The sequence below is a fragment of the Hymenobacter arizonensis genome (assembly GCF_900115775.1).
GTDB lineage: Bacteria > Bacteroidota > Bacteroidia > Cytophagales > Hymenobacteraceae > Hymenobacter > Hymenobacter arizonensis.
In genome coordinates this window covers 71,874-94,767 of sequence record NZ_FOXS01000010.1, presented here as the reverse complement: position 1 = coordinate 94,767, position 22,894 = coordinate 71,874, and the positions used below count along the sequence as shown (strand labels likewise).

General features: G+C 61.1%; 26 protein-coding genes and 1 pseudogene. 6 read left to right on the top strand and 21 right to left on the bottom strand.

All coding sequences use genetic code 11. The features are described 5' to 3' along the window. Positions 1–18: 18 nt before the first annotated feature. A complete protein-coding gene (locus BMZ66_RS23670) occupies positions 19–339 on the bottom strand; it encodes a hypothetical protein (protein ID WP_143080406.1) in 321 nt (106 codons plus the stop codon). A 90-nt stretch (positions 340–429) separates the two neighbouring features. Continuing rightward, entirely contained in the window at positions 430–810 is a 381-nt protein-coding gene (locus tag BMZ66_RS23665) for a hypothetical protein (RefSeq protein ID WP_143080405.1), read from the bottom strand. Between the two features lie 309 nt (positions 811–1,119). Between BMZ66_RS23665 and BMZ66_RS23660 the strand changes: the two genes are divergently transcribed. Next, positions 1,120–1,713: a hypothetical protein gene (locus BMZ66_RS23660; protein ID WP_143080404.1), complete on the top strand. Its 594-nt coding sequence runs from the start codon at positions 1,120–1,122 to the stop codon at positions 1,711–1,713. Between the two features lie 45 nt (positions 1,714–1,758). Here BMZ66_RS23660 and BMZ66_RS23655 read toward each other — a convergent pair whose 3' ends face one another. Together BMZ66_RS23655 and BMZ66_RS23650 are read right to left on the bottom strand one after the other, a co-directional pair. Further along, on the bottom strand, positions 1,759–2,493 hold the full coding sequence (locus BMZ66_RS23655) for a hypothetical protein (protein WP_092678859.1): 735 nt from the start codon (positions 2,491–2,493) through the stop codon (positions 1,759–1,761). Between the two features lie 185 nt (positions 2,494–2,678). Continuing rightward, complete coding sequence (locus BMZ66_RS23650; RefSeq protein ID WP_092678858.1) at positions 2,679–3,365, bottom strand: outer membrane beta-barrel protein; 687 nt, start codon at positions 3,363–3,365, stop codon at positions 2,679–2,681. Between the two features lie 72 nt (positions 3,366–3,437). Between BMZ66_RS23650 and BMZ66_RS25720 the strand changes: the two genes are divergently transcribed. After that, positions 3,438–3,602, top strand: coding sequence for a hypothetical protein (locus BMZ66_RS25720; RefSeq protein ID WP_177204892.1), 165 nt, complete (start codon positions 3,438–3,440; stop codon positions 3,600–3,602). A 161-nt stretch (positions 3,603–3,763) separates the two neighbouring features. Here the strand turns inward: BMZ66_RS25720 and BMZ66_RS26325 are convergent, their stop codons facing one another. The 9 genes from BMZ66_RS26325 to BMZ66_RS23600 all read right to left on the bottom strand — a co-directional run bounded on the left by BMZ66_RS26325 (position 3,764) and on the right by BMZ66_RS23600 (position 10,375). Continuing rightward, on the bottom strand, positions 3,764–3,892 hold the full coding sequence (locus BMZ66_RS26325) for a hypothetical protein (RefSeq protein WP_262507621.1): 129 nt from the start codon (positions 3,890–3,892) through the stop codon (positions 3,764–3,766). A gap of 363 nt (positions 3,893–4,255) precedes the next feature. Then, positions 4,256–4,576, bottom strand: coding sequence for a hypothetical protein (locus BMZ66_RS23640; protein WP_092678856.1), 321 nt, complete (start codon positions 4,574–4,576; stop codon positions 4,256–4,258). A gap of 65 nt (positions 4,577–4,641) precedes the next feature. Next, entirely contained in the window at positions 4,642–4,956 is a 315-nt protein-coding gene (locus BMZ66_RS23635; protein WP_092678855.1) for a hypothetical protein, read from the bottom strand. 89 nt (positions 4,957–5,045) lie between these two features. Continuing rightward, complete coding sequence (locus BMZ66_RS23630) at positions 5,046–5,372, bottom strand: hypothetical protein (protein WP_092678854.1); 327 nt, start codon at positions 5,370–5,372, stop codon at positions 5,046–5,048. A 278-nt stretch (positions 5,373–5,650) separates the two neighbouring features. Beyond that, on the bottom strand, positions 5,651–6,172 hold the full coding sequence (locus tag BMZ66_RS23625; RefSeq protein ID WP_143080403.1) for an energy transducer TonB: 522 nt from the start codon (positions 6,170–6,172) through the stop codon (positions 5,651–5,653). A 546-nt stretch (positions 6,173–6,718) separates the two neighbouring features. Further along, on the bottom strand, positions 6,719–7,417 hold the full coding sequence (locus BMZ66_RS23620; RefSeq protein WP_143080402.1) for a hypothetical protein: 699 nt from the start codon (positions 7,415–7,417) through the stop codon (positions 6,719–6,721). An 815-nt stretch (positions 7,418–8,232) separates the two neighbouring features. Further along, positions 8,233–8,796 (bottom strand): energy transducer TonB, encoded by a 564-nt coding sequence (locus tag BMZ66_RS23615; RefSeq protein ID WP_092678851.1) that lies wholly within the window; start codon positions 8,794–8,796, stop codon positions 8,233–8,235. Positions 8,797–8,908: 112 nt separating this feature from the next. Beyond that, positions 8,909–9,205 carry a hypothetical protein gene (locus BMZ66_RS23610; protein ID WP_143080401.1) on the bottom strand — a complete coding sequence of 99 codons (297 nt, stop codon included), beginning with the start codon at positions 9,203–9,205 and terminating at the stop codon, positions 8,909–8,911. An 846-nt stretch (positions 9,206–10,051) separates the two neighbouring features. Next, complete coding sequence (locus tag BMZ66_RS23600; RefSeq protein ID WP_092678848.1) at positions 10,052–10,375, bottom strand: DUF805 domain-containing protein; 324 nt, start codon at positions 10,373–10,375, stop codon at positions 10,052–10,054. A gap of 249 nt (positions 10,376–10,624) precedes the next feature. On the opposite strand from BMZ66_RS23600, the gene BMZ66_RS25710 reads away from it, so the two are divergent. From BMZ66_RS25710 to BMZ66_RS23590, 3 genes are all read left to right on the top strand, one after another. After that, positions 10,625–10,783: a hypothetical protein gene (locus tag BMZ66_RS25710; protein ID WP_177204890.1), complete on the top strand. Its 159-nt coding sequence runs from the start codon at positions 10,625–10,627 to the stop codon at positions 10,781–10,783. Positions 10,784–11,203: 420 nt separating this feature from the next. Further along, complete coding sequence (locus tag BMZ66_RS23595) at positions 11,204–11,443, top strand: hypothetical protein (RefSeq protein ID WP_092678847.1); 240 nt, start codon at positions 11,204–11,206, stop codon at positions 11,441–11,443. 244 nt (positions 11,444–11,687) lie between these two features. Continuing rightward, a complete protein-coding gene (locus tag BMZ66_RS23590; protein WP_177204889.1) occupies positions 11,688–12,026 on the top strand; it encodes a helix-turn-helix domain-containing protein in 339 nt (112 codons plus the stop codon). Between the two features lie 78 nt (positions 12,027–12,104). Here the strand turns inward: BMZ66_RS23590 and proA are convergent, their stop codons facing one another. From proA to BMZ66_RS23565, 5 genes are all read right to left on the bottom strand, one after another. Continuing rightward, a complete protein-coding gene (gene proA, locus BMZ66_RS23585; protein WP_092678845.1) occupies positions 12,105–16,958 on the bottom strand; it encodes an anti-phage protein ProA in 4,854 nt (1,617 codons plus the stop codon). A 703-nt stretch (positions 16,959–17,661) separates the two neighbouring features. Continuing rightward, the gene (locus tag BMZ66_RS23575) at positions 17,662–18,711 is read right to left on the bottom strand and encodes an energy transducer TonB (RefSeq protein ID WP_143080400.1); all 1,050 of its coding nucleotides are present in this window, start codon (positions 18,709–18,711) and stop codon (positions 17,662–17,664) included. Between the two features lie 133 nt (positions 18,712–18,844). Continuing rightward, complete coding sequence (locus BMZ66_RS23570; RefSeq protein ID WP_092678842.1) at positions 18,845–19,225, bottom strand: SMI1/KNR4 family protein; 381 nt, start codon at positions 19,223–19,225, stop codon at positions 18,845–18,847. Further along, on the bottom strand, positions 19,226–19,366 hold the full coding sequence (locus BMZ66_RS25700; RefSeq protein ID WP_177204888.1) for a hypothetical protein: 141 nt from the start codon (positions 19,364–19,366) through the stop codon (positions 19,226–19,228). It abuts the gene before it with no gap. Positions 19,367–19,478: 112 nt separating this feature from the next. Then, complete coding sequence (locus tag BMZ66_RS23565; protein ID WP_092678841.1) at positions 19,479–20,150, bottom strand: hypothetical protein; 672 nt, start codon at positions 20,148–20,150, stop codon at positions 19,479–19,481. A 156-nt stretch (positions 20,151–20,306) separates the two neighbouring features. On the opposite strand from BMZ66_RS23565, the gene BMZ66_RS23560 reads away from it, so the two are divergent. Beyond that, on the top strand, positions 20,307–20,726 hold the full coding sequence (locus BMZ66_RS23560; protein WP_092678840.1) for a hypothetical protein: 420 nt from the start codon (positions 20,307–20,309) through the stop codon (positions 20,724–20,726). Positions 20,727–20,790: 64 nt separating this feature from the next. On the opposite strand, the gene BMZ66_RS23555 is transcribed toward BMZ66_RS23560, so the two are convergent. The 3 genes and pseudogenes from BMZ66_RS23555 to BMZ66_RS26515 form a co-directional block, all read right to left on the bottom strand. Then, the gene (locus BMZ66_RS23555; protein WP_092678839.1) at positions 20,791–21,264 is read right to left on the bottom strand and encodes a hypothetical protein; all 474 of its coding nucleotides are present in this window, start codon (positions 21,262–21,264) and stop codon (positions 20,791–20,793) included. A gap of 786 nt (positions 21,265–22,050) precedes the next feature. Then, positions 22,051–22,695 (bottom strand): IS3 family transposase, encoded by a 645-nt coding sequence (locus BMZ66_RS26210; protein WP_092678837.1) that lies wholly within the window; start codon positions 22,693–22,695, stop codon positions 22,051–22,053. Between the two features lie 2 nt (positions 22,696–22,697). Continuing rightward, a pseudogene (locus BMZ66_RS26515) lies at positions 22,698–22,784 on the bottom strand (hypothetical protein); the annotation flags it as partial. Between the last annotated feature and the right edge of the window lie 110 nt (positions 22,785–22,894).

Here is a 22,894-nt window from a genome sequence, read left to right as displayed (position 1 = left end):
CTGGTTCGCTGCGGAAGGCTAATTGACCCGCAGGCCCGACAGGCCGCTGAAGGCGACATACGCCACGGCCCCCAGCGCCAGCAGGATCACGGCGATGCCGATGAACAGTTGATAGACCCCGGACAAAAAAGGATGGGGCCGGGCGTGCCGATAGCCCCGGCAACCGAGCACCAGCCCCGCCACATTCACGGAGAGAAAGACCAGCCCGAACGGCCGGGTGCCGAAAGTAAGGTATTGATTGCCAAAGACAACGCAGTGAATCAGGCACGCCTGGCTCAGCAGCACGACCGGGGGCAGGACCCGGGTGTGAAAAGGATGTTTGACGGGCGCGGTGGTCATGAAGAGCACGATGGGGTTGGAGCGGGTGACGGTTCAGGAGGATTCAGCCGGCGGCCCCTAAAGCCTTCGGCGGGAGGGCGCCGACGGGCATCAGGTCTTGGGCGACCCGCCGCCGTCGCTGAGCGCGCCGAGCAGCAGCAGCCAGCCGCCGTGGCCCAGGGCCGCGGCGAGGTACGCCAGCGCGACCAGCCACCGCACGCCGAAACGTCGCTGGCGTCGGGCCCACCGCACCCCCCGCCAGCACCCCACGCCCACGGCGAGGGTCCACGCGGCGAAACACAGCTGGAAGAGGGGACGGGGAAAGGGGCTGACGCGGTGGTCGAAGAGCCCGAAAATCTGCATGAAGTAGCGGGCATTAAGCAAGAGGACCGGGGGCAATACCCCCGCGTAGAAAACGGCACGGAACGGGGGACGGGGCATGGGCAGGCGGGAGGGGTTACTCGTGCAAAGGTATAAGAAAGAACTTTGCATTACAAAGTGTACTTAATCGCTTACACGCAGGCACTTCTCCGCTTTCGCTTCTTCTTCCTGCCCTCAAACCGGTAGTCCCGTTACGTAAGAAGACCCGCTAGATGGCCCGTTGCCTCTTCAGCGAAAGGGTTCGAACAGCAGAATGAGGATCATCGCGCTTTGCCATGGTTGCCCTTGGGGAGCCACTGCGCGGCCTGTCTCCCTCGGGTTCGGTCACGTGCAGTTCGCGGCGGGGTGGCCGGGGTGACCTTTTCCCCGTTTCGGCATCAACCGCCGATGCGATGGAATCGAAACAACCGCCGGGGCGCCATGCGCCCGACGGGTTGCGCGTGGTACGGACGGGCGCGAGCGCTGACCGGGCTCCTCGGGCTGGCCAGCGCCCTGTCCGCCTGTGCGCCCGAATGGGAAAACAGCCGCCGGGTGTACGTGCGCAACCGCACGGGGGCCGAGGTGCGGCTCTCCTGGCACCTGGCGTGCGCGCCCCGGCCCTGCGGTCCGTGGCCGGCGCAAGGGTACGAGGCGGACGTGGTCGAGCCCGAAGCCACCTTCCGCCCCCGCCTGGTGCCGCGCGGCCGGGACACGCTGTGGGCGGGCTGGCGGGACACGGTGCGCGCGCACGTGGCGCCGATCCCCGGGGACTCCGTGGCCGTAACCGTGCGCTTGGCCGCGGGCACGCGCTTCCTGGTGGCCGAGCGGAACGAGGCCTACCGGCACGCCCCCACGGACGGGACCCGGGTGTTTGACTTCGCGCTCGTGCCCGGCACCGCGCGCTGGGTGGATGCCGCCGGGCACGTCCACCGCCGCCGCCTGCACCCGCGCCGCTGGCGCGCGAGGCAAGACGAAGAAGCGGCTCAACAGCAGTCGCGCTCGTACTCACTCGAACGCGACATTGATTTATACTAAGCGTTCAAGAAAATGGTGATTTGCAGTAGGTAAAAGACTGTGCTTTTAAGAATTATCTAGGGTATCTTGCTCCCCATCGTCCTGTTTAGACGCGACGAAAGCGCCTCTAAAGAAATTGTAGGACCGCGGGCTTTGGTCATCCCAACCGAAGTCAAGGAAATAGTCGGAATAGAGTCCTAGGTTATCAGGCTGTATCGCTAAATAAAAACCCGCCTGCAAGTTTAGGGACAGCTTCCCCCCGGAGGATAATTGACTGTCAAGGAGCTTTTTGCCTTGTAGGGCGGGCAGTGATTCGGCGATGTGCAAATCCGTATCGCTTGACGAGCACACCAGCTGTTGTTCCTGTAGCAGTTGCCACGTACAGGACACCCCTAAACTGCCGTCCTGAGTGTGGGTGCTTTTAGACGCTAAGCGGATTCTTTTAGCCAGGCGTAACTGAAACCCAGCGCCTTGCCAGCCTGCTATTTCTTTGATGGTGGCGTTGGTCCAGCGTGGCAATAATTCCTGAATCGTACTATCGGACACAGCCGATCTACGGGCAGACCCACTGTCCCGAGCGAAATAAGCGAGTAGGGACTCGACAGTGAACGGAATCCGCTCGCCATTGCCCGCGATTATGGTGGTCGGCCAAGGCGTGTTGGGCTCTTCTTGAACCGCCAGCTCTCCCATCGAGGCAAACGCTTCCCGTAGGCGCGCAAGATTCAGCGGGCGTCCGGCAAAAAGCTGCCAAAAGTGTACATAAGCGGCCCCATGGGGGGTGTCCGGCGCAGAAATCATCATTCGCGAGCACGACGAATTGGTTACAGAAGCAGCTGGCGCGAAGCTACGCAAAATACCAAAGCCAGCGCAGCAGCCGAGTGAACGAGAATCACCACTTTTTTAAGGTTTGTCCGAGCGCCGTTTTTATGTTAAGCGACTTTTCAGGAACCAACGGGAAGCAAAGCCGCCCGCCACTACCCCCAAATTTATATTTTACCAGTCCCTCCCTGACCGAGATAGTACCGGACCCCCCCGCCCAGGTTTAAGAAGAACCGGTCACTGGTCCCGTAGAAGGAATTGGTAACAGCGACGTTGGCCAAACCATCCGCCGTTACCTCCAACCGGGGCAACAGCGCGTACCGGGCGCCCAGGCCCAGCGAAACACTGCCCCGGGTAACGGTGTACCGTTCGTCCGCCAAGAAAGGGGCTTGGCCCGCCGCCGTCGAGGAAGAAGTGAAATGCGTGGCGGTGTGCAGGAGGGTAACGCCCCCGAGCAGGTCGGCCCGGAACGGCCCAATTGGGTTCGTGCCGGCCGGGTCCGTAAAGGTATGCCGCGCCAGCAGGGGCACCGTGAGCGTCGTGCTGCGGACGCGGTACTCGTACACGGTCGGGTCTTGGCTGGGCGAGGGCCGGTAGGAGTGCGAAGCGCCCTCCCGACGCCAATTAAGCGCGGCTCCTGCTTGGAGCGCCCACCGGGGCGTCAGCTGGGTGCCGGCGACGAGCGCGGGCCCCGGACGGCGGAAGCCGTTGTAGGAACTCGCCGGCGAATAACTCAGGGCCGAAGCGCCTATTCCCAGGTAGAAACGCGGGGCGGACGCCGCCGGTGCTGTTTGGGCGGAGCCAGTCAACGCGAAGCGGATCAGGAAAACAAAGAACAGGAAAGACCGGTACATCGAGCCACGAATAGGTTGTTCGAGGAAAATTAAGCCCGGAAGTTCCGTTCCGCCAAAGTTCGTTGGCCACCCATGCCCAAAATACAGCTAGCCGCCCAGGGAGCCGACCACCGCCCCGGCCAGCCCCCGCGACTGCAGGTGCAGGTAGAGCAGTTGCCCCAGCTAGTCGAAGGCATCGCCGCCCGCATGGCCGAGCCCGCCCGCAAGGGGTTCTGGCAGCGCGTGTTTGGCAAATAGGATACGAAATCTACCGTTCAATAAAGGTGACGCGCTGCCCTGAAGGGTTCACCTGGATGGCGGTGCCTTGACCGCGCTTCGTTCAGTCAAAGGAGCGTTTAGAAATATTCTTCAGCTACGCGAGGGTGGCATCAATAACATTGGCCCTCCTGAGAGAACTGCTAGGGCGCTTGCAGCCCCGGGCGTTTACCGGCGCGGCGGTTGCGGCGGTAGTCGAGGCCAAAAACGACCAAGGCAGGTGCCAGGGGCAGTAGCAGCAGCAGTAATTCCTCAAGTCTCTTTCCGCGCAAAAGGCCTGGAATAAGGTTATTTCCGTCAGTAGTGAATATCATAAGATACACAACGCCGCCGTCTTTATAGAGCGAGGGTAGGCCCGGCAGGTGTGCTGTATGTGGTGGCACGAGAAGCAGGAAAAATATCTCTCCGTAAAAAACAACCAGCCACGTTCTTATTGCCGCACGGTAGCGTAGTGGCTGGACCCATTTGTATACCAGGCAAATGACGAGAGTGAACGCACCCAGCAAAAAAATGATGATAAGTATAATGATCATATAAGCTACTGGTTACGTTTGCTTTGTTGTCGCTAAGTCGCATCCATTTAATGGAGATACCAGTTCAAGAAAAGGGTCCGAAAAGTAAAAGGCGCGTAATGATTAAACTTTAATAGACTCGGAATTCCAAAGAAGTAGTCCGAAAATGTTGATTGCCGTGGCCACAACCATCAGGCCCAGCAGAATCCAGTACCGCTCGGCCAAACCGGGATGATTTTTTTGCGCCCACCGCGCGGTCCTAAAACAGAGTACCCCGAGCAGGATGCACCAAGCAATTAAAATGCTTACCCCTCTCCCTTGGTTGTTTTGGCCGCTGGCTGCAGCCACCCAATCGACGAAGCTGGGGTAGCCCACAAACTGCAGTACCAGCGCGACTGGCAACACGTACCGGTAAAAGGTCACGAGGCGAGGGAAGGGAGGCATGGGGGCGGTATGTAAAGGGGGCTGCGGGTTGAGTCAGAAGTTGGGGCATGAATGCGTGCCGGCCGCTAGGTCTTCGGCGCGCCCGCGCCCATCACGCCCCAGAGGGTGATGAGGAATCCGATGCACACCACGAACAATAGGACATACACCAAGCGCAGCGGCCAATTTCTGTTTCTTCGGGCGGCGGCGGCTCCCTTGACGCAGCCGAACAGTCCGGCGGCGTTCCACAACCCAAAGCACAACCAAAAGGTAGGGCTTGGAAACCGGCCGAGGTGCACATTCACGAAGTCAAAAATCGACCAGAAATACCGAAAACTCACCGCCAGGACCGGGGGCAGCACCCAGGTGTAAAAAGTGAGCTTAAAGGCAGGGGTGGTCATCGGGAGCACGGTTGGGGTGGAAGGGTGACGGTTCAGGGAGATGCGCGCGGCGCCGGCACCCGCGCCCCGGCGGGAGGGCCCGACGGGCATCAGGTTTTAAGCGACCCGCCGTCACTGAACGCGCCAAGCAACACCAGCCACCCGCCGTGGACCAGCGCCGCGGCGAGGTACGCCAACGAGACCAGCCACCGCGCAGCGAACCCCCGCTGCCCGCGGGCCCAGCGCGCCCCCCGCCAGCACCCCACGCCCACGGCGAGGGTCCACGCGGCGAAACAGAGCTGGAACAGGGGACTGGGAAAGGGGCTGACGCGGTGGTCGAAGAACCCGAAGACCTGCCAGTAGTAGCGGGCACTGAGCAGGACGACCGGGGGCAGCACCCACGCGTAGAGAACGGTGCGGAACGGGGGACGGGGCATGGGCAGGCCGGAAACGGTGGGGCCGACCAAAGGTAATATAAAGAACTTTGAGTTGCAAAGTTAGTTCAAAGACTCTAAGACCTCGCTTCCCGGAATGCGCCGCTGGCTTCTGCCCCTTCTGCCCGCCCGCAAACCCGGAAATCCCATTGTCTACTCGGGCCTACACCACGGTCCGTTGCCCGTTCCTTTGAACGGTGGTGCCTCGAACGCACTCCGTTCAATAAAACGAGCGAATTAATAAAAACCATCCGAACTAGGCTCAGAAGAGCAGGTTACGGCTACTTCTTCACTGAAATGGTCACGGGTACAACTATGCTCACGGCCACGGCCCGCCCCGCTTGCTGGCCGGGTACGAAGGGCGGGAGCTGCCGCGTTGCGGCGATTATGGCCGAATCCACGTCGGCCCGCAGCCCCTTCTCAATTCGCGGGTGGCAGACACGCCCTTCTTTATCCACCTCAAACGACACGTACACGCGGCCGTCTGGGGCGGCTGGTGGCACGACCAAGGACCGATGGATGGCCGCAATGCTGGCCGTGAACGCGTTTTGGCCGTTCAGCGTCGGCATTTGTTCTACGTAGGTATAGACGCGATTTTGGTCAATCGGTTCTTCGATGGGAAGTATGGGAGTCGACGGGTCAATCCCGTATTCCTGCGCTGTGTAAGTCTGCCGCCTTTCCGGTACTGACTCTGGTACTGCCACCGTCTTGCTGGCGCGTTTTTTAGGGCGGGTTTGGGCCAAGGCGTTGCTTCCTAGCAGCGCCACCAACAGTCCAGCGTAACATGCATATTTCCGGTTCATACAGAGGGATGGCAAAGCGCTGGCCAAGTTGTTGAACTTATACAACGCAAAAGTTTAGCCAAACGGTATTGCCGTAAACGCGCTCGGTTAGAAATAGGAGCCTTAGTATTGGAGTTTGATTAGTTTACCGGCAACACTTGTGGACTCCGCACCAACCAGTACACCACCGCTATCAACCCTGCTGCTTGATGAAACCTTTGTGCTTAGACTCGCTGGCTTGCTCTTTATAGTCGCGTTGGTGCTGGTACTACTCATTCCTGTTTTTTATCTATCGCGACCAACATCAGGGGGGACGGCCAAGCTAGTGGCTTTGGGACTAGGCTTGCTGACGATTTGGTTGGGCAGCGGCGACTGGCTAGAAGCGGACTATGGCTATAGGGAGTACGGCTGGTTAGCATCCTCGTTTTATTGCCTGCCCCTCGGGATTGTTTTGGTGAATCTAATCCGTACTCTTCCAATAACATTTCCAGAAAATAAACAGCAAGGCGGAAGCTAGTACGAAGCCGGTTTAGAGAAACGGTAGTGCTGTAAACGGAGCCATTACTCCTATTTGACTGCTTTGCCTGGGGGCCGCTTGGGCTGCTGCTGATGCTGCGCCAGGGCCTGCCGTACCGCCGCCGCTGAGCGTAACCCGTTGAGGTATGGCCGGGAAGTTTGATCCGGCTCATAGCGGGGCAGGCCCGCCGCGTTCCGCCCGCGGTAGCGGAATACCTGCGTTTGCCAGTGGGAGAAGCGGCCCACGGCCCGCTCCTTCTTGCCGGGCCCGACGTTTAGTAGGACCACCCGCTGCACCTCGGCGTACACCAACGCCAGCAATTCTTTTTGTCCGTCCTGGTTTACGTCGGCAAAAAAGAACGCCGCCAGGTTGGTAATGTCCCCAATGGGTTCCAGAAACAGCACCTGCACGGCGTACCGGCCGGGCTGAAAGGGGTCGAGCACGAAAAGCTCGGTCCCTTCCCCCTCGGTGTGTAATTCGTCGCGCTGCGCACGGGAGAAAAACAATTGGGGGCCGTGCGCACTCGGCCGCCAGGCGTAGCGAATGGCTTTCTCGTGCTCAAACGAAGCCGGAAACAAGCGCTGCAAGAAGGCGGTATCCGCTTCGCCCGGCTTCCGTTGGGCTACGCCTTGTTTTAGGATCTCCACTTCGCGTAGCAATGCGGCCTTGTCTGCAGCGGAATCGAATTCCTGCGCCCGCACTGCCGCACAAGCCGTAAGGAGCAGCAGGGCGGTTAAAAGAGGGCGCATGGGTAGGGTGAAGAGGTACGGAGCGAGTGTTGTATGCAAAGTACTCTGTCTACTTTAACGGTCGTGCCGTGAACGCGCTCCGTTCATTGAAAGGAAGGTCTAGTTTCAGATATCGCTAACTTAAGTCTTACTGTTGCCACGCAAGCCTAATTTTGGCTTTCTAAGACCCCCCCATGAAAATCAGAGCCCCTCTTATAACGATTATAGCCGCTGTACTTGTGCTGTTTACGCCAAGCGTAGATGCTATTGGTCAAGGGAGTTACGGCTATTCCGTATCGTTCAAGTTGGTTGACTCGCGAGGAAACGAAATCAACCGCGACGGATACGTAAAAGCCGGAATCACCCTATACGCTAACAATTATGGCGACGCTCCTTTAACGTATAGTCGCTCCACTAACACGTTCTGTGTTTCACTAGGAAGCATCTCGGCTTCCAACCCGCTTGTCTTTGCCACTGGCACTGATACAACGGTCGTTACGGTCACTAGAGACATTCATATAAAAGACCTCCAACTTCTTCCTGGGTATTTCAATTTGAGCATTGGGCAGGATGAAAAGTTGTTTGCTTGCTCTTCTACCAGCACTGGGACCCAGTGTTATAACCCGTGTTATAACAAGAGACCCTTTAAAACTTACCGAGCGCGAAAAAGGCGGTATTCTTCGGCCCGTTTAGGCCGGCTCACGGAGGTTAAACTAGGAGAGGTAACAGATTAGCTTGTTCAGGAAAAGGGTGATGCCGTAAACCAGCTCCGTTCAAACATAGGAGGATAATAGCAAATGTGCCTTACACGAGGTCGAATCGAGGCGCTGGAGAGCTTATGGCTGCTCGTTTTTAATCGAGACAGGCACCACGAAGCTCACGTTCACCGCCTGGCCACCATGCTGGCCGGGGGTAAAACGCGGGAGTCGTCGCGTGGCGGCTACGACGGCCGAGTCCACGTCGGCCCGTACCCCCTTTAAAATCTTCGGATGCCGGACACGGCCTGCTTTATCCACGACGAGCCGCATGTACACGCGGCCCTCTAATGCATTCGGTGGCAGCACCAAATAACGGTTGATGATGGCAAGAATGGCGTTTATGGAAAATTCACCGTCCAGGGCAGGCATTCGTTCCGCATAAGTCAGCACCTGGTTCGGGCCGGGCGGTTTATCAGGCGTATCGCCTAGCCCTAGCGCAAAGCGCCGCTGCTGCTCCTTTCGAAACGTTATTTCACCTATCCGGCACGGCTGTGGTTTAACGGGAGGCGTCAGCTTTTCGGTTGCCGGAGGCCGCACCACGACCGGCTTGCTCGTGGGTTCTTTTGGTGGCGTCTGGGCCAGGGCGCTGCTCCCCATCAGGGCAACCACCAGCGAAGCGCAAAAAGCGTAGTTCCGGTTCATCGGGAGGGGAAGTCTAAGCGCGGGCCAAGAGGATGGACTACACAACGCAAAAGTTCGCGCAAACGGTCGAAATCGCAAAGGCGTACTAGGCAGAATGGCCAGGCCGTTTCCGCTACGGCTGCGCTTGGTAGCCCACCTTGCCCCAGCGGTACCCAAAGACCAAGCGCTGGGCTTGTCCAAAGCACGCCGCGCCTTGCGACGTCCGGGCGCCGCCGTACGCCATCGGTTCCTCCCCACTCGGCGTCTCCCGTAGCACGCGATAGGTGCCGGCCAGGGTCAGCACCGCCCCGGGCCCCTCGGGGGCCGCGTCCGCGGCAAAGCGGTACACGGCCCGGGTCACCGCTCCGCCCTTGGGAAACTCGTAGGTGCGCGGGGCCGTGGCAAATCGGACGTCGGACAGCGTGTCCACGGCGTACCCCTGTTTTCGGGCAACAGCCGCCAACCGGGCAAGGGCCGCGGCCGGGGCCTCCCGGGTATGCAGCAGGACCGCCCCGGCCCCTGGGAAAGGCCGCGGCTGCTCCGGCCCCATCGGGGCGGCAACGGCAAGGCTAGTTAGAGAAAGCAGCGAGCGGGCGGCGAAGGCGTTCATCCCGCCAATTTACCACGTACATGCCGGCCCTTCGCGTGCGGGAGGGATGGAATGGGGTGGCACCCATCTACTCAGGTGGTCGCACGCCTAACGTTCAGTTAATGGAGCTTTTGTTCGGTTACCTTTCGGGATGTTAAGAAGCGATGTCCGCAAAAATACTAATTTCCCTAGTAGTATGCACTACCGTGCTGGTCGGCTTGGTGCTCTGGCACTACCCGCCCGGCCAGGCCACGGACCCGGACAACGGGGTACTGCTGGGGTTCCAGGTCGACGTTCCTCGCCTGCGTCTGCTCGAGGTCCTCCTGCGAACGTCGGTCCTGTTGCTCGCGTTGCCGGTCGTGTATGCCACTCCGGGAAAACCTTCCGCCCGCCGGCTTTGGGTCTTTGGGCAGTGGTTTTCGCGGCCTGGCTGTTCGTCGGGGATTGGTACCCCAAGGTGGACTAAACCCGTGCACGCTGGGCTACGGCAGCTGGCCATCATGCATACGAAATGGGTAATGTTGTAAATGCGCGCCGTTTCCTCGAAGCAGAAGGCCCTTCCGGTAGTCGGCCGCGCCATCCCCTGCGGCCAAGCTCGGTGCCCCGCCGGAGCTTGTCGGCACAAGCCGTTGCCTGGCCGCGGGCTGCCTCCGGCGACAAGCCCCCTGCTCGGAGAAGAGCCGGCGGTTAAGCGGCCGGACGCGGGTCCGGGCCATAGGCATTGGCGCCGGCGGTCCCTTTGGCGAGCAGCAGGTAGAAAAAGAACGCCAGCCCGAGCACGGGCACAAACTGCAGCGCGGCCCACCGGCCCGTTCGGTTCAGGTCGTGAAGCCGCCGGATGTTGATCTTCAACGAGAACAGGCCGTATAACCCCACCGTGGCCAGTTGCCCGCCCAGCCGCACGGCGGGCGCGGGGCTCTCCAGGAATGGGGCAACGGCCAGGGCAGCCAGAAAAGAGAACCCGATCGCCCACGGGGCAAACGAGGAGCGGCGCAGACGCGGGAAGTTCATCGGGCAAACCTAGGATATTTTAAGGGAAAGGAGGACTCTCGTCTGTGTTTACGGCCCATCCTAACGCGTTGCGCCCCGTTTCCACCGAGCAAAAGCGTCCAAGTTGCAAAACGAGCGGTTAGCCGAGCTGCCCACATTGACTTTGCACGATTTATGCAGCGCGGCCCCGACCCTGAGCCTGCGGGACTTTATTCGTCTTGATACCAGGGCACCTCAACGAAGGCCATCGCCGCAACCACCGCGGCGCTCATGAGCACCCTGCGCTACAACAACGTAAACCAGACCTGGAACAACCAGTGGGAAAGCCGCCGCGTGTCGCTGGTGTTTACCTGCAAAATCGGCAACGGCAAAGCCCAGTCGCGCCGCGCCGCCGCCAGTTCCGATGAGGAAAGGCGCGTGGGCGATTAGAACGCAGTTGGGCCACAGGATAAGCGCAGCTTAACAGAAAAATGGTTCCGCAGAACAGGTTGTTAACCCTTGCGAAGCGACCTAGATAAGTTTAATGAAACGGTCCGACGGTAAACGCGCTCCATTCGGTGGAAGGAGGTTCAGTGAATCCATTTTGACTAGCGTTTGCTGCTTCGGCGCCACACGAAGTAGCCCAGCAGGGAGGCCGCGATGGCCGCGAGAATGGCAACGGCCGGGGCCACCGCGATTCCAATCTTGTACCCGCTTCCGGATTCGCCGCGGAACGATTGGCTTTTACAGCCCGTCGCGAAAGCGAGGAAGAAGATGCGAGCAAACAGTAAACGGAAATCGGAACTGTAAACGGGATACTAGCGCATGATCGGTTAGGGTAGTTTTGGGAATCAACCAATCATCACTCTTATGCCTTTCTTCTTCCCCTCCACCAATGACGCTTTTGATATTAGAGTTCGCTATGGCACCAATGCTGGTGTTGAAGGTCTAATTCTAGTCGTTGAAAACGGTGGTAATTTCCGTATTCCGAAATCAATTCAGGATAAAGCAGAGTCCAGCCCTGGTGTTGAAACGTTGAGCGATGAAGAGCAAACGCGGTGGCTTTTGCATCTGATGGTGGATGCTGCTGAAAGCGAGGACAACAAATGACTACAGCTGCCATCTACGCCCGTGTGTCGACCCGCGACTAGGGCCAGACTAACGACACCCAACTGCTGGAACTCCGCGCCTTTGCCGATCGGCTAGGCTATTCCACCTAGCGGGAATACTGCGACTAGTAAAGCGGCGGCACCGCCGCGCTTCCCCAGTTCCAGCAGCTTTTCGTCGATGCTCACCAGTGGCGCTTTGACGTAGTGCTGTTCTGGAGCCTGGACGAAAAGCTGCTGGAACTGGGGTGGGAGAGACGCTGAACCATCTCCAGCGCCTGAACGTGGCTGGCGTGTCGTTCAAGTCGTTCACCGAGCAGTACCTCGACAGCACCGGACTCTTTAGGGAGGCCATTATTGCCATTTTGGCGGCCATTGCTACGCAAGAAAGGGTGCGTTTCTCCGAGCGCATTAAAGCGGGTCAAGCGCGTAGTGCCAAGCAACCGGGCCGTCCTAGGCTTGCGGCTACCAAAGTGCCCGAGGTGCGCCGGCTGCGTGGGGAAGGCCTCAGCTTCAAGAAAATTCAGCGGGCTACCGGCGTGCCGGTGGCAACGATGTACAAGTACCTTGCTTCGGACAAAAGTTAGCTTCCTGCTCTAGAACATTAAAAAGCCCCTTCGCGCATTGCGAAGGGATGTTTTAATCACAGCAGCCTACGTGCCACACTACAAAAGGGTTAGCACCCCATTCGCTTCGGTTAATTTTTTTTCGGATAGTAGTTCATCAATTGTTGTCGAAAAAGCCACGCGGTGTTCCTCACTGGGGCGACCAAAGCCCAGCAGACGCGTGGCTGGTAGCGCAACAGCTTCACGTCCCAACGCAAAGCTGTCCCGGACGACGGTTAACACGGCAGCGGCCCGCTCTTCCGGCGCAATAAACCCGAGTTTGCGGGAAACAATGGGCAAGGCGTTCCGGTCGCGCAAGGGCACCGCTGACGCGGGCATTGTCGGCGTCCACAAAAAATCGCCTTGCTGGCGGACACTGCCCATCTTGCCAGCTAAGCGGATGGCCTCGGCCACACTGGCCCGAATCCGGGACCCGACCTGCGTCGCGCCCGTGGCCGACGCCAGGCGGCGGGTGACCTCATCGGCGTGAACCGGGCTTTCCACGGCCACCACTTCGGCCACCCAGGCGGCTAAGCGGCCCGTGGGGTGCTGGTGAATTTCTTGCTGCCGGATGGCGGCCGGGAGCTGCGCAACTTGGTAGGGAGCTGCCGCGGTACTGCCCGGCGCGGCGGGTTCTTCGCGCGCTAGGCTGCCCACGGGCGGCGCGGGAATTTCTTCTTCCGGTTCGTCGGGTTGGTCCAGCGCCGCCAGCCGGCGGGCCTCTTCGATGGCGGCCACGGCGCGGTCGGTTTCCCGGACTGGGTCGCGGAACCAGTCCGTGCTCCAGATGCGGTGCAGGCGCCAGCCCACGGCTTCGAGCACCTGTTGGCGGAGCCGGTCCCGGTCGCGGGCCGAGCGGGCCGAATGGTACATGGCCCCGTCGCACTCGATGCCCAGCACGTAGCGGCCCGGCTGGTCGGGGTCGACGACCGCCAAATCGAGGTAAAAGCCCTGGCTGCCAATCTGCGGGCGCAAGTGATAGCCCCGTGCCGTGAGCGCCCGGTACACGGCCTCCTCAAACGGCGACTCCATTTCCCGGTCCGTTTCTTCGTTCTGGTTCAGGCGGCCGTGCTGGGCAAAGTTGAGAAACGTTTTCAGCGCCGCCACGCCCTTGGCCCGGGTGCGGCCCAGGTCGAGGTCGTCGGCGGTCAGGTTGGTAAACACTTCGCACCGCTGCTTGGCGCGAGTGATGAGCACGTTCAGCCGCCGCTCGCCGCCTTCGCCGTTGAGGGGCCCAAAGCTCATGGTCAGGTAGCCGTCCTTGGTGCGGCCGTAGCCGATGCTGATGAGAATCACGTCCCGCTCGTCGCCCTGCACGTTTTCCAGGTTCTTGACGAAGAACGGCTCGTGGGCGTGGCGGTTGAAAAACGCTTCGGTTTCCGGGTGCTGCTTGCGGCGGATTTCCAGCGCGTCCTGAATGGCTTGGCGCTGCGCCGTGCTGAAGGCCACGACCCCCAGCGTAAGCTTCGGCGTGGTACGGGCGTGGTGCAGCACCGCGTCGGCCACAGCAGCGGCCTCCTCGGGGTTGGTGCGGGTGGTGCCGCGCTCGTAGGAAGTGGTGGGCAAGTGGTGGTACACCAGCCCGAGTTGGCCCTGCCCGCCCGGGCTGGGGAAAATCACCAGCTTGTCTTCGTAAAACAGGTGGTTGGAGGCCGCAATCAGGGATTGGTGCAGGCTGCGGTAGTGCCAGCGCAGCATTCGCTCCGGCATCTGGCGGGCCTTGCACAGCTCCAGAATGCTCTGGATGTCGGCCGTCACGTTTTCGTCGTCGGCGGCCTCGCCGGCACCGGTGAGCGAGTCGAAGAAGCTGGTGGGCGGCAATTGCTTGGAATCGCCGACCACCACCAGCTGCTTGCCCCGGGCCACCGCGCCCAGCGCATCCACGGGCTTCACCTGACTGGCCTCGTCGAAGACGACCAAATCAAAGTCCACCGCGCCCGGCGGCAGAAAGCTCGCCACGGACAGGGGCGACATCATAAAGACCGGTTTGATGGCCTGCACGGCCCGACCGGCCTCCAGCATCAGCTTGCGCAAGGGAAGGTGCCGGCTCTTCTTGGCAAACTCGTTCTTGATGACCAGCATCTGTCCGCCCGCCTGCGGATTGGGGAGTTGCGCGTGGTGGTTCTGCATGGCCCGCACCCGGTTGTGGTAGAGACTGTCCCGGTCGGCCTGCCGGAAGCGGGCGGCCAACTCCTCGTGCCCGGCCCGTTCAAACTGGCGCAGCGCCGGGTGCCGTTCGTAGGCCAGTTGTTGCAGGTATTCCAACCAGGTCTGGCGCACGGCGGCGGCCAGGAAACGGCCGGCTTCGGGCCAGCTTTCGGCCAACAGGAGCAATTCGGGCAGTTGCTCCGTTTGCACACTGGCGGCCACGTTGTTCCATTCCGTTACCAGGCGCAACGCGGGCAAGTCGTCGGCCCACGCAGTTAACGTGGCCTGCTGCAAGTCGAATAGCTGGAACTGCAGTCGTCCGGTGGGGCCAAAGCGCCGGGCCTCGTTTAAGCGCAACGCGTCGGCCAAGGCCTGCAAGGCGGTGCGTTGCTGGGCCAATGCATTTTCCACCGCCGCCAAGGGGCTGGCCACTGCTGCAGAATCGGCGGCTCGGGCCAGGTAACCTAACAGCGCTTCCGGCAGCTCGCGGCGGCCAATGCGCTGGTGGGTTAATGTCAGGTAATCGGCGACGCGCCGCAGGGTGGGCCAGTCGGAACGCAGGCCCTGCCAAGACGACCCAAACAACGGCCCGGCGAGTGCCGTGGCGTCGGCAATGGTTTGGCCGTGCCGACTGGCCTCGTGAATGGCATCAATCATGGCAACCAAGCTCGTGGCATCGTCGGGCAAGGCTGCTTGCCACAGGCCTTGCAGCCGCTTGCGGGCCCGCCGGTAGTCGCCACTCAAAAACTTCCACCATTTCTTGCCGTACGCCAGCAACGCGGCCCGCTCGGGGAGGAGTTGCTGGCTCCAGGCTTCGGGCAGCAGCGTGGCGTCGTATTGCTGGTGCAGAGCCGCGTAGGCTTCGCCGGCTTGCAACACCTCGGTTATCCGGCTGGCCTGTTGTACCCAAGCCGCGTCGGTTACGGAAGCCCCAGCCAGTGGGGGGGCTACCTGCGCATGGCGGGCCGCTGGCAGCAACGCTTCGGCGGCTGTTCGTTCTTCCGGGACCGGGAGTCCGAGCTGGTTCGCTAAGGCGGCGGCAGCGGTTTCCAGCTCCTGCACAGCGGTCGGGCCCTCGCGCAGGAGCACAACTATTGCGTCCTGCGCCGCTGGCAGGAGCACGGTCAATTCGCTGCCCCAAAAGAGCAGGTTTTTCGGCACGCCGGTTTTTTGCAAAGTGGCTTGCAGACGCGTGGCCAACGCTTCGGCGTGGGCCGAGTCGGCATCCGTCCAGCTACTCAGGCGGGCGAAGGCGATGCGAGGCAGCGCCACGGGACCGCGTTCCTCGTTTAGCCGGAGCAATTCGCCGGCAACCTGCTGGGCCGTGCGGCGGCTGTGACCGAGCGGGGCGTTCACCGCCAGCGCGTAATCATTAAGAGCTTGGCGGTAGCGGGGCAGTTGGGTCATCTGGTCCGCGACGACCGTGGCTGTGGCTGGCCGCCCTAAGCCCAGCGTGTGACGCAATTCGTCGTGTAGCGCTTTTTTGTTGGCCTTGTGGCTGTGTAGTTCCAGGCAGGCCGCCCCCAGACCCAATGCGTCCAGGCGACGTTTCACCACCTCTAGGGCCGCCATCTTTTCGGCCACGAATAGTACCTTTTTGCCCGCCCCGATGGCTTCGGCCAGCAGGTTGGCAATGGTCTGCGACTTGCCGGTACCGGGCGGGCCCTGAATCACTAAGTTGCGGCCCTCGTGCACGGCTAATAGCGCCAGCAGCTGTGATGAGTCGGCATCCAATACTTGGTGCAACTCTGCCGCCGGACTTTCCGTGTCCAGAAAGGCGGTGTCGCTCACCGACGGCGCGGCATCGCGAAAGCCCATATCGGCGCCCAGCAAGGCCCCGATGGCTGGGTGGCCGAGCAGGTTTTTGTCGGACGGCCAGATGGCCGGGTCCAAATCCCGGTAGAGCATGAACTTGCCAAAGGAGAAGAAGCTCAAGGCGATGCGGTCGATGTCGACCCGCCAGCGGGACAAACCGGCTACGGTTGCCGCAACAGCTGCGTAATAATCGGCTAGTGCCGCTTCTTCGTCCAGCTCCGGCAAGACAAGTCCAAAGCTTGCTTTCAACTTCGCTTGCAACGACAAATTCCCCTCCACGTCGGCGCCGGTGTAGCTTAGCTTAAACCGTTCGGCCGCCGTGCTCCGCTCCAACATTACCGGCACCAATACCAATGGTGCTTGTCGGGCTTCTTCGCTGCTGTCAGCCTCATACCACGTCAGCATTCCCAGGGCCAGATAGAGGATGTTCGCCCCGGTTTCTTCCAGGCTGGTGCGGGCCATGTAGTAGGTATTCATTAGACGACCCTCCAGCTTAGAAAGCGGTTCAGCCGTCTGCAGCTTGTTATCCGTAAGCTGGGCCTCGCGTTCAGCCTCACTGAGGCTGAGCAGTGACGGGAGCGGCGGGGTATCTTCAGCCTGCTTTATTCTGGCAAGCCGAAACGCTTCTCTTTGGGCTTCTTTCTCGTCGGTCGTAAGGCCCTTCTCAGCGGCTTCCAAATCGCTAAAACCGGCCATGAACTGGATGGAATGAGCCGACTTGACAACCTTAAATTTGACATCTGGAAGGCCCTGAAAATACATCTTCTTGCCCTGCCGTACCAGCACATTGTACACTGAGGCAGCTTCTTCCTGCACGACCACCACTCCTTGCACTTTTGATGGCCGGAAGTTGAGCAGCGGATTGCGCAATCCCAAGTCCAATAATTCTTGGCGGGAGGCTTCGAGGCGAGCGGCGAGGGACTTGTTTTCTTCGGGTAGAGAAGGATTCATAGAGCGGAAGTAAGATGCTAACGAAGAAGAAGGGTAATGTCCGTGTGATTTGGTGCAACTTACTGCCAAAGCACCTTAACCTTAGGTGGCACAAGTGGGCATTCGGATGCCCGGAAACAGTGAATCATTCCTGTCTGCCTTGCCACGATGAGGCAATTAATTTTTAGTGCCTTGCGCTGGATGAGGGTCTTTAGCGGGGGTTACTGTTCTTACGCTCGTGTTACCCCTTCTACTCGGAGATAATTCATGTTCAGCCAAAAGGTCCGAAAATAGACGAGCTTATTGCCCATTGCTTCCGTCATCTTCTGGCTCTTGTTCCCGGGACCATTGCTCAAAGGCCTCTTCGTTGGCAATGACTTGGGGCATAAAGTCCTTCGAGACGACCAAGATCGCTCCCATTCGCCCTGGGTAAGGGTCACTTCCTCGACGAGCGAAAACAAGGTGAAGCACAGCGTCTTCTCCTCCGTGATGCTAATTTTCAGAAAAGGACTTGTTGCCGCCGCTTGAAAAACTTCTAAGTGCGCGTACGTTCGGTTGATGTCGCCCAATTTTTCGATTCGAATGCTGTCCATGCTGCAAGGAAACGCTTTCAAGCCGATGTTCAGGTAAATGGTCGGAATCGCAAAATAGAGGTGCGGTCGGCTAAACCCGTCTACCAGTCGGTTCAGGGCCTTTTGCCAATGACGGGAAATAGGAGGTGCCCTTACCACGTCGCATGCCCCCGCCAGGCCCGGGGCTTGGCCACCACGACGTCGGGCAAGGTCAGCGCCACGTTTCGGGGGTGGCCGTTCAGGTACCCCGGGACGAGGCGCGGCAGGTGCGCGGCCGCGGCCAGCACGGCGGAATCGGTGGGGGCGTTCAGCCCGTGGACGATGCGCACGTGCCGGATTTCCCCGGCTTTGTCGACCACCAGGCGCACCGCGACCCGCCCCTCCCGGGCGGTGGGCGGCAACACGAGCACGGCGGCCAGGGCGCGGGAGAGTTCGGGGACCACGTCTCCCGGGCGCTCGAGCACCCGGGGCATGTGTTCCACGTGGGTGTAGACGTGCTCGTCCGCGGCGGGCGGGGGCAACGCGGCGGGGGCAACCGGCGGGGCGGGCCCGGGGCCCGGCGGAACGACCCGGAAGGAATAGGACCCCGACGGGTGCCACGCCGCGCCCGTCAGCGAATCGGCGTTGACGCTCACGCCGCGGACGCCGGCCCACCAGTCGGCGCGGTAAAAATCCGCGGGGTACCGGTCGGGAGGGGACGGGTACGCCGGCGTGGCGTGCGCGTCGCCGAGGCGCTCGTCGAACAGCAGGCCGCGGGCGTGGGACAGGGTCACCCACGTGGTGGTGGCCTCGCTGAACCACCCCGTGCTCGTGGCCACCTCGACGCTGACGGTGGCGTCCCAATACGCGACGCCGGCCGCCCGGTACGCGCCCCAGACGAACACCCCCGGCAGGAGCCAGGGCGTGAGCCCGGCCTGGAACCGGGTGAGCCGCGCCCACGGGCCGGCAACCAGCGCCAGCCGCACGCGGAGCGCGGCGGCGAGGCCGCTGCCCGCCACGACGAGCGCGAACAGCGCGGGGTAGCGAATGCGCAGGTTCCACCAGACACAGGTCACCAGCACGGCCGCCAGCACCAGCGCGGCGCTGGCCTGGTGCGCCGCCCGCAACGGCCGCCGCAGGGAAGCGGGCAGGCGCTGGGAAAGGGCGGCCGGCAGGTAATAATAAAGGGTCACCGTGCCCAAGAAGGCGAACAGGAAAAGCATGCTGCGGCGAAAAGAGAAACGCCCCGTGAAGGTACGCAGCCACGCCCGCCGCCGGGGCGAGTCCGGGAGGCTTTGGCCCGCCACAAGGCCCTAAGTCTGTTCAGGAAAACGGTCGAAAAAACAGCATATTTTCTCACTTGGGAGGCTCCTCATCTTCCAGATACAACATCGCCGAATCCCGTTTGTAGAGCGCAAGAAATGCCGTAAAATTCTCCGCTATTAGCCGATATTCTCCCCCATACAACACGTAGACGGGGTTTGAACCCGCAGCATCCTCGCCGAGCCAGATGGCATAGGCAAAAGTATGAATCAGGTAATCGGCTATCACATAAAACCGCGCGTGGTCCGGCCAGCTGTGGAGCAAGTCGCTGTACTTCGGGCTCCCGTGGTAGTCGTGAAACCGCTCGGCCACGGATTGCAGTTCGGCCAGACCGTAAAAGCAGAAGAAAGACTCATCATATTCCGCGCCGGTACCATTGATGAGGGTAAAGTAGCGGACTAGTTCAGCAGGCAACTAGACCTGGTGCACCGTGGCAAAGCGAGTTAATTCGGCTTCGGAAGCCGTTTGCTGGGCAATGGTCCCGGCTTGCTGCCAGTGCTGCTGGACCCATAACAGGTCATCTTGCTCGGCCATCGGTGGGAGTCTTCGTGGCATGATGCATTTAGGGAAAGCGTCGAAAGGTAAACGCACGCCGTTCAAATTAAGGAGCGTTATTCATTTGTTCGTAAGCGCAGACCTTTTTGGCATCGCAGCCGCGTAAGGCCGGTTAATCGTCGTTAAGCGTGAGGTCAGGGCCCACGTGCAGTTCGTAGCGGTACGTCGTAGGCCCCCATTCCAACCAGCCTTGCCAAAAGCTGAATCGCGCTTGGAACAACTCGTTGTGTTCCGGGTCCAGTGGCAGGGCGCGGCGGGCCTGGCCCTGGCGTAGGCGGAGGCTTACGATGGACACGAGTTCGGGAGGGTTCGTGTCATCGGGTAGGGAGGACGACCAATACGTTGACAACTGAAGCTTGTCGCCGGGCAGCACCTTGTAGGTAACCTCGCCAGTCGTGTCATTCACTGTGGCGGCGTGCAGGTTTCCGGCCGCGTCGCGCCAGGTGGGGTCGCGCGGTGCATAGCTGAGCACCCAATACCAGCGTCCGCGGTGCCAGGCCAAGTATGCGAATAATCGGTCAGGGTTCCGCTGAGCGGTTGAGTCCTGAAGCAGCGAATCGGCCGTTTGCGCTTGGCGCAGCCGGAGCACATCTGGCGGGGCCACTGAGGTTGAGTCTGAGCGGTAGCGCACGCTCACCAGAAGCGTGTCGGCGGTGCAGTTCGTCACGTACAATTCAATCGCATCCATTGGGTAATGGCGGGCCGGCGTACAGGCTAGTAGGCCCGCAGAGGAGGCGACCAGTAAGCCGGTCAGCAGGCGCTTGTACACACTCATGAAGGGCATTGGTGACGAATAGGCGGGCAAGGTTGATTCCCCACGCGTCCAAACGTAACCCGCCGGAGTCCATGCTGGACCAACCAGGCAGCACCTGTTCACGAAAAGGGTCGGAAAGCAATAGAGGGAACACTGTACTTTTGGTCCATGTGTACTGCCTGGCTTATGCGAACCCTAAAGGGGCCTCTGCTCAGCGCGCTGCTCGTGGCCACGAGTGCGTGCGATGCGACCAACTACCAGCGCATCGACGAGCACTTCGAGTTTGGCTACACGGACCGGACGGATTACACGAACGTCTACTGCGGGGGGCTGCCCGTGATTCCGGGCGGGTGCGACGAGGCCAAGTGGGCCGGCGACCTCATCGTCGCCCGGGGCTTGCGCAGCTCGCATCCCTACGATTGGTCCCCGCAGGCCAAGGCCGTGCCCGGGCCCATGCTCTACTTCATCATTCACAAAACAGAATACCTAACCAACACGGCGGCGCAAGAACTAAACGACGGCTTCGAAGGCCCGTTGAGCGAGGCGGAATTCAGCGCCCGCGACCCGCTGCCAAAGAAGCCTTTCCGGACTACAAAGGATTGGTAAGACATGCAGCAGACATTTGGCTGAATGGTTCAATTAAACGGTCGTGGCTGTTGCAGACGTCCCCTCACCGGCCACGGTCGGTTGGCCCCTGGGTGCGGACGTGCCGCGTGAGCGCCCGGAGGCCAACCAAGAGGCACCCGAAGGCCGCCGGAAAGAAGAACGGCAAGAGGTAGGGGTGAAACCCGCCCCACTGCCCCAGCCCGAGCCCAGCGAGCGCCAACGCGCCGGCCCCGAGCAAGGCCCACCGCGGGGCCTCGGCAGCCCGCTCCCCTTGGGCCAGCAACCGGCTCATACCCAGCACGAAGGGCAACGCCAAGAAATCGACGTAATAGATTTCGGGCAAGACAAAGGTTACGTGCCCGTACACCCCGAGGAGCAGCAGGACCCCTGCCAAAAACAGGCCTGCCCGAAAACGGGTCGGACGGCTTGCCAGGAGCAAGACCAACAGGGCGCCGTACAGGGGGACGCCCACCACCACGCCGACCACGTACAGGGCAAACGTAACGGGGGCCATTTCATCGAGTAACAAAACGCGCATAAGGCTGGAAGGGAAAGCTGAGGATGCTAGTTTGCCTCGGGGCAAGAAGCTTACTTCAAGGCATGCTGCCTGAGGTTCAGGAAAACGGTCGTGTCCTAAACTTAAGCCCGTTTATTGTAAGGAGCATTTGTAACACCGTTCGGGCTTGCTAAGCTCGGGCCAAGGGAGGCCACACCGTCGTGGTGCGGGCGCCGCGATTACCTTTCGTCCATGTCCCGTACCCGTCCTGTGGGCCTCTCTCTATTGCTCAGCAGTGCCATGGCCGCATGTGGCGCTTTGACGGCCCAGGCGGCCGACCCCTCGAACGCACTTCCTTCCCCGCGGTCAGAAGTCGGGGACGCCGGGTTTTTTCTAGTCGGTGGGGTACTGTTGACCCTGGTCGTCGTCGTCGCGGGGCTCGTGCTCGTGCCCCTGCTCGTCGGGTACGTGACGTACGCGGGGTTACAATCCGTGCGTCCCAGCGCCGCTGTTCGAGCGGGGCCGATGATGTTCTGGGCCTGCGCGGCGGCCTGGTGCCTGGCCCTTCCGTTGTCCTTCGGCCTTCGCTTTGTGTCCGCTGGGTGGGCCTTGCTCCTGCTCGATGTCGTGGCCCCGGTTGCCGGGGCCGCGTGGAGTTACCGCCGACAGGGCCAACGCCTGGGCAAGACGTGATGGCCCGATGCGGTTCGGGGAAGCACCAGCAGATTCAAGAAAGCGGTCCACTCAGCGAAAGGTGGGACTAAAACGTGTTTTTAACTCACCCATCCTGGCCTACAGGCCGGCGGGTTAGTGGTTGAGGTGGTCTAGCTAAGCCGGACAGAGTTGGGACGTTGTTTGAAGGTGGGTTTCGAAGTGGTTGGGTGAGCAGTAGCCGAGGGCCGAATGGCGTCGTTCGGCGTTGTAGTAGGCGATGTGGTGGCTGATTTCGAGCTTGGCTTCGGCCAGGCCAGGAAAGGAGCCGCCGTCGAGTAGCTCGGCCTTGAAGCGACTCCAAAACGATTCGGCGTGGGCGTTGTCGTAGCAGTTGCCGCGCCGACTCATGCTTTGCAGCGCGCCGTGTTTGGCCACCAGGCCTTTAAATCGCGTGGCCGTGTACTGGCTGCCCTGGTCGGAATGCACGACGAGCCCGGCCGGGGGACGGCGCACGGCCAGAGCGCGGCGCAGGGCCTCGCTGACCAGGTCTTCGGGCATGGTCTCGCGCACGTCCCAGCCCACGACTTTGCGCGAACAACGGTCCAGCCACACGGCCAGATAGAGCCAACCGCCGCCCTGGCGGGGCAAGTACGTGATGTCGCCCACCCACACCCGGTTGGGGCGGTGGGGGCCGGCTGGCCCAGCAAGCGGTTGGGCACAGCCCGTACGGCGGGGTCGGAATCGGTCGTGCGCGGCACAAACGAGCGGGGCTGTTGCGCGCGCAGGCCGTGGGCTTTGAGCACCCGGCGGATGCGCCAGCGGCCCACGGCGTGGCCCTGGGCCTGCACTTCGACCCGCAGCCGGCGGGTGCCGTAGCGCTGGCTGTGGTGCGCAAACGCTTCGCGCACGGCTACTTGCCAGGCTAACTCGGCCGTCGGCCGCTGCCGGTAGCGCTGCCAGGCGTAATACGCGGCCGGCGCCACGCGCAGCACCTGGCAGAGGTGGCGCACGGGCACGT

Excerpts from the sequence above, each read along its gene's own strand:
- BMZ66_RS23655 (WP_092678859.1), bottom strand. The coding sequence starts at position 2,493 with ATGATGATTTCTGCGCCGGACACCCCCCATGGGGCCGCTTATGTACAC.
- BMZ66_RS25720 (WP_177204892.1), top strand. The coding sequence starts at position 3,438 with ATGCCCAAAATACAGCTAGCCGCCCAGGGAGCCGACCACCGCCCCGGC.
- BMZ66_RS23650 (WP_092678858.1), bottom strand. The coding sequence starts at position 3,365 with ATGTACCGGTCTTTCCTGTTCTTTGTTTTCCTGATCCGCTTCGCGTTG.
- BMZ66_RS23660 (WP_143080404.1), top strand. The coding sequence starts at position 1,120 with ATGCGCCCGACGGGTTGCGCGTGGTACGGACGGGCGCGAGCGCTGACC.
- BMZ66_RS23640 (WP_092678856.1), bottom strand. The coding sequence starts at position 4,576 with ATGCCTCCCTTCCCTCGCCTCGTGACCTTTTACCGGTACGTGTTGCCA.
- BMZ66_RS23555 (WP_092678839.1), bottom strand. The coding sequence starts at position 21,264 with ATGCGCGTTTTGTTACTCGATGAAATGGCCCCCGTTACGTTTGCCCTG.
- BMZ66_RS25710 (WP_177204890.1), top strand. The coding sequence starts at position 10,625 with ATGAGCACCCTGCGCTACAACAACGTAAACCAGACCTGGAACAACCAG.
- BMZ66_RS23560 (WP_092678840.1), top strand. The coding sequence starts at position 20,307 with ATGCGAACCCTAAAGGGGCCTCTGCTCAGCGCGCTGCTCGTGGCCACG.
- BMZ66_RS23625 (WP_143080403.1), bottom strand. The coding sequence starts at position 6,172 with ATGAACCGGAAATATGCATGTTACGCTGGACTGTTGGTGGCGCTGCTA.
- proA (WP_092678845.1), bottom strand. The coding sequence starts at position 16,958 with ATGAATCCTTCTCTACCCGAAGAAAACAAGTCCCTCGCCGCTCGCCTC.
- BMZ66_RS23620 (WP_143080402.1), bottom strand. The coding sequence starts at position 7,417 with ATGCGCCCTCTTTTAACCGCCCTGCTGCTCCTTACGGCTTGTGCGGCA.
- BMZ66_RS23565 (WP_092678841.1), bottom strand. The coding sequence starts at position 20,150 with ATGCCCTTCATGAGTGTGTACAAGCGCCTGCTGACCGGCTTACTGGTC.
- BMZ66_RS23615 (WP_092678851.1), bottom strand. The coding sequence starts at position 8,796 with ATGAACCGGAACTACGCTTTTTGCGCTTCGCTGGTGGTTGCCCTGATG.
- BMZ66_RS23630 (WP_092678854.1), bottom strand. The coding sequence starts at position 5,372 with ATGCCCCGTCCCCCGTTCCGCACCGTTCTCTACGCGTGGGTGCTGCCC.
- BMZ66_RS23665 (WP_143080405.1), bottom strand. The coding sequence starts at position 810 with ATGCAAAGTTCTTTCTTATACCTTTGCACGAGTAACCCCTCCCGCCTG.
- BMZ66_RS23635 (WP_092678855.1), bottom strand. The coding sequence starts at position 4,956 with ATGACCACCCCTGCCTTTAAGCTCACTTTTTACACCTGGGTGCTGCCC.
- BMZ66_RS23670 (WP_143080406.1), bottom strand. The coding sequence starts at position 339 with ATGACCACCGCGCCCGTCAAACATCCTTTTCACACCCGGGTCCTGCCC.
- BMZ66_RS23600 (WP_092678848.1), bottom strand. The coding sequence starts at position 10,375 with ATGAACTTCCCGCGTCTGCGCCGCTCCTCGTTTGCCCCGTGGGCGATC.
- BMZ66_RS25700 (WP_177204888.1), bottom strand. The coding sequence starts at position 19,366 with ATGCCACGAAGACTCCCACCGATGGCCGAGCAAGATGACCTGTTATGG.
- BMZ66_RS23575 (WP_143080400.1), bottom strand. The coding sequence starts at position 18,711 with ATGCTTTTCCTGTTCGCCTTCTTGGGCACGGTGACCCTTTATTATTAC.
- BMZ66_RS23595 (WP_092678847.1), top strand. The coding sequence starts at position 11,204 with ATGCCTTTCTTCTTCCCCTCCACCAATGACGCTTTTGATATTAGAGTT.